The sequence below is a fragment of the Acidobacteriota bacterium genome (assembly GCA_003225175.1).
Taxonomy (GTDB): Bacteria; Acidobacteriota; Terriglobia; order Terriglobales; family Acidobacteriaceae; genus Gp1-AA112.
This window is the reverse complement of the sequence record QIBA01000195.1, coordinates 1-5,656: the sequence shown is the minus strand read 5'-3', so window position 1 is coordinate 5,656 and position 5,656 is coordinate 1. Positions and strand designations below refer to the sequence as shown.

Genomic DNA, 5,656 nt, shown 5'->3' with positions numbered 1-5,656 from the left:
ACCTTTCCCAACCTTCCGGCAGAGAAGGCAGCAACTTCTAATAACATACCGGTAGATCGACAATATCCTTATTCGCTAACGTGGAATCTGGGAGTTCAGCATTCCTTCGCCAAGTCCTATACAGCGGAAGTCCGCTACGTCGGAACGCGAGGCATCCATCTTAACGTGCAGGAGAGGATCAACGCGCAGTCGCCTCTTGCCGCCTCAGGCAGCTCGCTGCCGACTTTCTTCTCCCCTCCAACTCAGGCACAGCTCGACGCTCTCCCGGTTACGCTTTCCTCGTTGCGTCCAAATAACCCGGTTTCTGGACAGGGATCGAGGTATGTTCCCGCCTACGTCGCTGCCGGCTTTGGCGGGACGAGCGCTCAATTCTGCGCCGCCCAGGGCCTTCCCGCGAATTGCGGAGGCAACTTTCCCTTCATTACCTCCTTCAGGCCTTACGGTTCCTCGATATACCACGGTCTTCAGACGCAGCTGAATCGGCGCTTCAGCGATGGCCTTCAGCTGCAGATGGCCTACACCTGGAGCCACGCGATAGACGACAGCACGGCGGACTTCTTCTCCACTGTGCTCTCTCCACGGCGCATGCAGGATTTCCAGAGTCTCAAGCAGGATCGCAGCTCCTCCGCGCTTGACCGTCGTCACAGATTTACTACCGCGCTGCTGTACGAATCGTCGTGGTTTAAGAATGGAAACTGGTTCGCCAAAAATCTTTTGGGCAACTGGTTGCTGGCGCCTATCTATTACTTTGAATCACCCGAGTATGCCACCGTCAGAAGCGGTGTCGATTCGAACCTGAATGGAGACTCCGCCGGAGATCGAACCGTATTCAACCCCCAGGGTGTTCCCGGAACAGGAAGCGGAGTTACGGCACTGAAAAACTCCAGTGGCGAAGTGGTCGGATATCTTGCGCGGAATCCTACTGCTCAGTACATCGTTGCTGGGCCCGGGGTGCGGCCGACTGCCGGTCGAAACACGCTGAGAACCCGTCCGATCAATAACTGGGATCTCACTGTGGGGAAGAAGCTTGCCATTACCGAGCGTACCGCTGTCGAATTCCAGGCGCAGTTCTTCAACCTCTTCAACCATCCTCAATTCACGCCGGGAAGGGTCAACGATATCTCTTCGATTCCGTTGGTCTCTGTAACCGGTCTTCCCGTAACCAACTATCTGGTTGCAGATCAGCCAAACTTCGACCATCCGGAGCGCGTCTTCTCCAGCAATCCGCGACAGACTCAACTGGTGCTCAAGTTTCTCTTCTGAGTTCCCCCGCCGCCGGCAACGAGGAGAATCCTGGCCCTCTTCTCCGATTCTCCTCGTTCTGGTGTTTACAATTTTCAAGGGAATAGTTTTTTCAAAGGAACGCCTCACCCTGTGTCGAAGGAGGGCAGCGCAGAATCTCGCTTTATCCAACCCTGCGCAGAGCTCGCAGTCGCCCAAAATTACCGAAGCTCGTCGATGGCTTTGTTCAAGCGACGGATTGCCGGACCGACTTCTGCGAGCGGCGTGCTTCCAAAGCCCAAAACGAGACCCTGCAGTACGGGCCTGCCGAGATAACAAGTTGACAGGGGCCAGGCCCAGACATTCTTCGCGGCAGCCCGCTTCGCAACCTGCTGATCGTCCAGCCCCTCCGGCAAAGTGGCGACCAGGTGCAGTCCGGATTGTTCTCCCTGCACCTGAACAGCTGATCCGAACTGCTCGGCGATGGCATTGACAAGAGCTTCCCTGCGCTCGCGATATAGCAGGCTGGTGCGCCGCAAATGGCGGGAGTAGTGCCCCTCATTGATGAAGTCAGAGAGCACCGCCTGGAACAAGTCGGAAGGGTAAACATCCATTGCGAGTCTTGTCGCAGCAAATCGATCCACAAGATCGGTAGGGATGACCACATATCCGACGCGCAACGATGGATAAAGAGTCTTACTGAAAGTGCCTACGTAAATGACACGCGAATTGCGATCGAGCCCCTGAAGCGACGCAATCGGTGAGCTTTCATAGCGGTACTCGCTGTCATAATCGTCCTCGATGATCCATGCTCCGACCTGTTGAGCCCATTCGAGTAACTGATGTCGGCGCGAAGAACTCATGGTTGCCCCCAGCGGAAACTGATGCGAGGGCGTAACGTAAGCAGCGCGTGCGTTCTTGCAAAGGCGAATGCCGGCGGCGACATTCAGACCTTCCTGATCAACTGGCACGGGAATCAGCCGGCAGCCCGCAAGCATAAAGAGCCGGCGGCTGAGACTATATCCCGGCTCTTCGAGCCAGACAGAATCACCAGGGTCGAGAAGGACACGCGCGGCGACGTCCAAGGCCTGTTGAGAACCGCTGACCACCATAATCTGATCGGCGTCACATTTCACCGAACGCACAGTTCTCAAGTATTTCGCAATTGAGCTCCGAAAATCCTTGGATCCCATCGGATCGCTGAAGTACAACGGGGCGGCGCGCACGCTTTTGTACGCCCCTCTTCCCACAAGCCATGGCGCACCGATGAAGGAAGGTAAAGTGGCGGAGCGGCTTGAGATGGGCCGAGGACCAGAGTGAACTTTGGGAGTTTCCTCTCGCCTGTGCTGAGAGGAGGGAAATCTGTCTGGCAGAGATTTTGAAACAAACGTTCCCCCGCCCCCTACGCTCTCCAGATAGCCCTCTCCCAGGAGTTGAGCGTAGGCGCTCAAAACGGGAATGCGGGAAATCCGCAACTCGGCCGCAAGTGCCCGACTGGAAGGAATCTTTTGTAAAGGAGCCAGATTTCCGTTTACGATAGCAGCCCGATAAATGTCATAAATCTGGCGGTGGAGTGGAGTCGAACTCTTCCGGTCCAGTGCTATGACCGGCAAAAATCCGGTGGCAACCTTGCGCGGGGCTACGTCTGGCACAGGAAGTTCAGGTTCAAATCGGGACTTGAACTGCCACTCCGACGATCCCATCTACAGACCTCTCCTCTCGCGATTGCATGACATAGAAACCTCCGTTAGGCTGCCTTTCATCCCGTTCTCCCCACCCGGATACTCAGAAACCTGTTAGTCGTAAAGATTCAGGAGCTTCGGGTGTGGTTTCAAGAACTGCACTTCTTCGCACAATCAGAGGCCGCGAGACTGGTCATCAGGAGATCCGTATAAGTGGTTATTGTCTTCGGTCAATGTATAACGCAAACTTCAGATGGAACAGGGATTTTTGATGGCGTACTGCGTCACTGGGCGCAATCGGCGTAGTACGCCTGTTTTACAGACGAGGCGAACTGATGGGATTTGTCAGTCACGGCCTGATCGTTATCGCAGTAGCGGTTATCTTCGCCTGGATGTGGCGGTCATCACGGTCTGAAAGAGCCACGCCCGAATCGGGACGAATGCTGTTTCCAGCTGCCTTGGCTATCCGCATTTTTGTCTGGGCTTTCGGAATAGTCCTCGCATTTCTCGTTGCGTTCACCACCTATCGTCATCGCCCGCAGGAGTGGTGGGTCCCATGCGCCTTCTTCGGATTTTTTGCACTTGTGCCATTCATGTACCCCCCACTGCTCGTAGTTGATGTGGACGGCGTGGAAACGCGAGGCCGGTTTGGCCGCACGAGGAAGATCCTTTGGCCGGACGTGACAAGCCTTCAATACAACACAGGCAACAGACAATTCAAAATTCGCGACCGGCACGGTCATACCGTCACCCATGCCGGCTTCAATGTCGACGGAGAGACCTTCCGAAAGGAAGTTCAGCGATGCACGCGTCTTCCCATGAAGGTTTTGCGTCCTGGTAACTGAAAGACCGAAGCCATCGAGGTGCCTTACCAAGAAAGTTAAAAAGACGTCCCGACAATGCTTTCTGTTCCAAGGAAAGATCGAGGCCACAGCACAGTTGTACAGCTAATCTGAAAAACTGGAGTACCGTTTGACATTCAGAAGAAATCCGCATTGGGAAACCAATTTTAAGCTCGCCTTGCTGGTCCTCGTGGTCGTCGCGGTCTCGAATCAAGCCGTTGCTCAGGCCGATTATTCTTCGTTTCGTGCCGGGGTATCAGCGGACACGAAAGCCGCAGAACCCGCTGATCTCCATGCTGCAAAGATCGATCCCGTCAAGGAAGCGGCCATAAGGAAGCTGTTGGAGGTCCAGGGGATCAAAGACGGTTTTGGGAGCCTTGCGGCTCAAATAGTGGCGAATGCCGGTCCACAGGTCTCCGTTAACTTTCCGCCGGGGAAATATCGTGAGAAACTCATCAAGCTCTTTTTGGCGCGATTCGAGAAGAAGCTACGTGACGACGAACTCCTCAATTTCTCCGTGGGCGTATACGACAGGCACTTTAACAAATCCGAAATCGACGGCCTGGTCTCCTTCTACGGCACTCCTCTCGGAAAGAAGGATATATCAGTCCGGAAAGAACTGTCCGCCGAGATAGACTCCGACGCAGAGAAGCTTGGGTTCAGAGCGTGGAAGGAGGCGGTAACGGAGGTCCTCGACGAAAACCCTGATCTGCGCAGAGAACTGCACGCAGCCCGAAGTGCGGAACCAAAGCGTTAGATCAAGTTGCTGTTCCCATGACAGCTTCTCGAACAAGCTCATTTGGGGGAATCGCGACAGGGCGTTGGTGCGGGATAAGACCTGGCTACAAGCGGTTAAACAAATATTTGCTCAAAAGACAAATGCTGATTCCCGAATTCATGGAAAACCCAATTCTTATTTTTCTTTTCACATGTGCTTCTCTTGCCTGGGCTCAGCCGGCTTCGACGCAGACGTCTTCTTACTCCTCCATAGTTACCTCGGCTGAGCAAGCGTCGCCCCAAGATCTGCATTCGATCGAAGGAATTATTTCTGCGACTTACGATGCGATCTCCTGTCCAGCAGGCAAGAAGAGGGAGTGGGATCGTTTTCCTCGACTCTTCTATCCGGGTGGGATTTCTCATGCGGGGTATTTCAAACAAGATTGAACACTACAGAGATATCGCGCACGTTTTCAGCACTTATGAACTGCGGCACAAAGCCGACGACGCGCAACCATTTCAGCGAGGCATCGCCAGTTTTCAGTTGTTCAATGACGGTAAGCGGTGGTACGTGATCACCATGCTGTGGGAAGGCGAAACACCAGAGAATCCGATACCGGCGGAGTACCTGAAAGGGAAGTAGCCGGTAGCTTCACCAAACATTACGAGCCTTGGCCCCCACTCACGCGTCTATGTCACTGAAACCAGCGCATTCCCCCGGCGCGCAACTTGAAGGCTCCACCAGCCGCCATTTTCTTCCGGAGCTTCGTCATGACGTTTGCAAGGCGCGTAATGTTCGGATTTTCCTTATGTGAACCTGTTTCAGCAGCAAAACTTCTTTCACCGATTGCGTTGTTTGTGCTGCTTAAAGAATTTCCAAATGCAGGTGAGAGCCCTACAATCCATTTGGACTACGGGATCGTGGACTTCTTCCGGCCCGGATGTCTCGGGCTCGTTATTGACGCTTTCGCTGACGTGGTTATTGTCTCCAAGCCCTTTCAGGTATCAAATTAGGAAATACAATTGGAACCTTTCGGTATGCGATTCCGCGATTGGTGGGCGCGAGACGAATCACTTTTGTTCTTAAGAGAATAGCGAAGTGGTTGATTGGTAGCCTTTCGATCTCGGCTCCAACAGCTTTTTCAATCTGAAAATGTCTATTTTGATAAAGGCATCCGTCGCAGTCGCGACAAA

6 protein-coding genes are annotated in these 5,656 nt (G+C 53.8%); 5 read left to right on the top strand and 1 reads right to left on the bottom strand.

Features of this window, described 5'->3' with window-relative positions; all coding sequences use genetic code 11:
• On the top strand, nt 1-1,263 hold a 1,263-nt coding region (locus DMG62_24475; protein ID PYY19590.1), incomplete at its 5' end, for a TonB-dependent receptor.
• Between the two features lie 179 nt (nt 1,264-1,442).
• Here DMG62_24475 and DMG62_24470 read toward each other — a convergent pair.
• Complete coding sequence (locus DMG62_24470; protein ID PYY19589.1) at nt 1,443-2,924, bottom strand: PLP-dependent aminotransferase family protein; 1,482 nt, start codon at nt 2,922-2,924, stop codon at nt 1,443-1,445.
• Between the two features lie 314 nt (nt 2,925-3,238).
• Here DMG62_24470 and DMG62_24465 point away from each other — a divergent pair, with 314 nt between their 5' ends.
• The 4 genes from DMG62_24465 (at nt 3,239) to DMG62_24450 (ending at nt 5,476) form a co-directional block, all read left to right on the top strand.
• Nucleotides 3,239-3,748, top strand: coding sequence for a hypothetical protein (locus DMG62_24465; protein ID PYY19588.1), 510 nt, complete (start codon nt 3,239-3,241; stop codon nt 3,746-3,748).
• A 115-nt stretch (nt 3,749-3,863) separates the two neighbouring features.
• Nucleotides 3,864-4,502, top strand: coding sequence for a hypothetical protein (locus tag DMG62_24460; protein PYY19587.1), 639 nt, complete (start codon nt 3,864-3,866; stop codon nt 4,500-4,502).
• 303 nt (nt 4,503-4,805) lie between these two features.
• Nucleotides 4,806-5,105 carry a hypothetical protein gene (locus DMG62_24455; GenBank protein ID PYY19586.1) on the top strand — a complete coding sequence of 100 codons (300 nt, stop codon included), beginning with the start codon at nt 4,806-4,808 and terminating at the stop codon, nt 5,103-5,105.
• Nucleotides 5,106-5,233: 128 nt separating this feature from the next.
• On the top strand, nt 5,234-5,476 hold the full coding sequence (locus tag DMG62_24450) for a hypothetical protein (protein PYY19585.1): 243 nt from the start codon (nt 5,234-5,236) through the stop codon (nt 5,474-5,476).
• The last annotated feature ends 180 nt before the right edge of the window (nt 5,477-5,656 follow it).

Excerpts from the sequence above, each read along its gene's own strand:
- DMG62_24450 (PYY19585.1), top strand. The coding sequence starts at position 5,234 with ATGACGTTTGCAAGGCGCGTAATGTTCGGATTTTCCTTATGTGAACCT.
- DMG62_24470 (PYY19589.1), bottom strand. The coding sequence starts at position 2,924 with ATGGGATCGTCGGAGTGGCAGTTCAAGTCCCGATTTGAACCTGAACTT.
- DMG62_24465 (PYY19588.1), top strand. The coding sequence starts at position 3,239 with ATGGGATTTGTCAGTCACGGCCTGATCGTTATCGCAGTAGCGGTTATC.
- DMG62_24455 (PYY19586.1), top strand. The coding sequence starts at position 4,806 with ATGCGATCTCCTGTCCAGCAGGCAAGAAGAGGGAGTGGGATCGTTTTC.